Origin of the sequence: Rhodococcus sp. KBW08 (genome assembly GCF_003852455.1) — a bacterium.
Lineage (GTDB): Bacteria > Actinomycetota > Actinomycetes > Mycobacteriales > Mycobacteriaceae > Rhodococcus_F > Rhodococcus_F baikonurensis.
Map to the genome: position 1 here is coordinate 1 of NZ_QAJJ01000063.1, position 249 is coordinate 249.

The window sequence follows — 249 nt, forward strand, 5'->3', positions numbered from 1 at the left end:
CGGTCGCCGGTGCCACAACCACCGAGACATCCCACGGTGACGACCTCAACGCTCTGGACCTCGACAAACAAGATCTCGATGTCGGCCACATGCCCTGGATGGGACCACTGAGCATCGGCCGCACCCGCATGATCGCCTGCGACTGCATGCTCGGCGCCGTCCTCCTCGACGAAAACGGCGCCCCACTCGACGTCACCCCACTCAAAAGGCTTGTCACCGCGGCACAACGCACCGCCCTGATCGCCCGCG

Annotated in this window: 1 pseudogene; it reads left to right on the forward strand. The window is 65.5% G+C overall.

Going from position 1 to position 249, the window contains the following annotated elements:
- Window positions 1-249: pseudogene (locus tag DBV08_RS32050) on the forward strand (DUF222 domain-containing protein); the annotation flags it as partial.